This window comes from Dietzia sp. DQ11-38-2 (assembly GCF_014145055.1).
Taxonomy (GTDB): Bacteria; Actinomycetota; Actinomycetes; order Mycobacteriales; family Mycobacteriaceae; genus Dietzia.
In genome coordinates this window covers 1-1212 of sequence record NZ_JAALDW010000425.1, presented here as the reverse complement: position 1 = coordinate 1212, position 1212 = coordinate 1, and the positions used below count along the sequence as shown (strand labels likewise).

Annotated in this window: 1 protein-coding gene and 2 pseudogenes; 2 read left to right on the top strand and 1 reads right to left on the bottom strand. The window is 69.5% G+C overall.

All coding sequences use genetic code 11. The features are described from left to right. A pseudogene (locus tag G6026_RS16995) lies at positions 1–511 on the top strand (hypothetical protein); the annotation flags it as partial. Further along, positions 511–732, top strand: coding sequence for a hypothetical protein (locus G6026_RS13645; protein WP_107757320.1), 222 nt, complete (start codon positions 511–513; stop codon positions 730–732). The pseudogene G6026_RS16995 and the gene G6026_RS13645, both read left to right, overlap by 1 nt. Positions 733–881: 149 nt before the next feature. On the opposite strand, the pseudogene G6026_RS13640 reads toward G6026_RS13645, so the two are convergent. Next, positions 882–1212: pseudogene (locus G6026_RS13640) on the bottom strand (hypothetical protein); the annotation flags it as partial.

The window sequence follows — 1212 nt, the reverse complement described above, 5'->3', positions numbered from 1 at the left end:
TCCGGCTGCCGGGGCAGGGGCCCTGGGAACGGCCGCCGGCGGTGCGGCTGAAGCCGTCGACAGAGGGGCGCTCGCCCTCGCGGACGAACACGACCCTGAGACCAGGGGTAGGCACAAGCTGAACCCGAAGCCGGACGACGCCGGGCGTCGGAGCGCGGGACTCCTCCGGGGCCTCGGCAGGTTCACCGGTGCCGCCGGGGCGGGAGTGACCGTGTACGAGGGCCTCGATGAATACGTCAAGGGAGAGAAGTCGGCGCCCGAGGCCATCACCGAAGCGATCGGTGCTTTCGGCGGCGGGGCGGGAGGCGGGGCTCTCGCCGGCGCGGCGGCGGGGTCGTACCTCGGGCCGGTCGGCACGTTCGTCGGGGCCGGGATCGGCGCCGGGGTCGGCGCATGGCTCGGCGAGAGCGCCGCGGACAGGGTCTACGACACGCTGACGCAGGGGGAGGCCGCCGACACGCCGGGTAACACGAGTGATCCGGAGAAGAACACGAACAGGGGTGGAAACTGATGGCAACGGGCGAGAGCCGGGAACCCGGAAACGAGTTCGAGCACGGAAGCGAGGACATTCCGTTCTCCCGGTGGGGAGACATCAAGATGCGGTTCGTCGCCAGCTGGCGGCAAGACCACATCAAGAGGTACGGCATGTACTTGTGCGTCATCTGGTTTGTCGGGTTGATCGGATACGAACTCGTCATGCGCCTGCTCGAGGCGTTGGGTCTCGCCGGGTGAGAGTTGCCGTGTGAAGGTTGCCGGGGTGAGGGCTGCCGGGTGAGGGCTGCCGGGTGGTGCCGAACCACACAGCTCGTCGATTCCGGGGCGGCGGGGCAACACCTCCCGGGCGATTGTCGGGTTCTTTCGCGCCGCATCATGGCCGGTGGTCACGTGGCGGTGTCGCCTCCGGTATCTCGCCGTCCGATGACCCGGCTGACCACCGGCTGCTCCTGCTTCTGTTCGGTTTCGACGTTCTCGGGCGGCGGAGTCCTCCCCAGAACCGCGGGGGCGACCTTGACCGGTTCCCCGATGATCTCCGAGGTGTTGGTGGCGTTGGTCAGATACGCGGCCGGCGTGTGACCGCGACGGCCCTCGTTCTGGCCGGTCGCCGCGGCGCCCATCATTCCCATGGGCATCATCCCTGCACGACTGGCGTGGGCCCCACCGTTCGACGACGAGAACGCCCCCGCGGGCGCACCCGCAGATGCCGAACCCGCC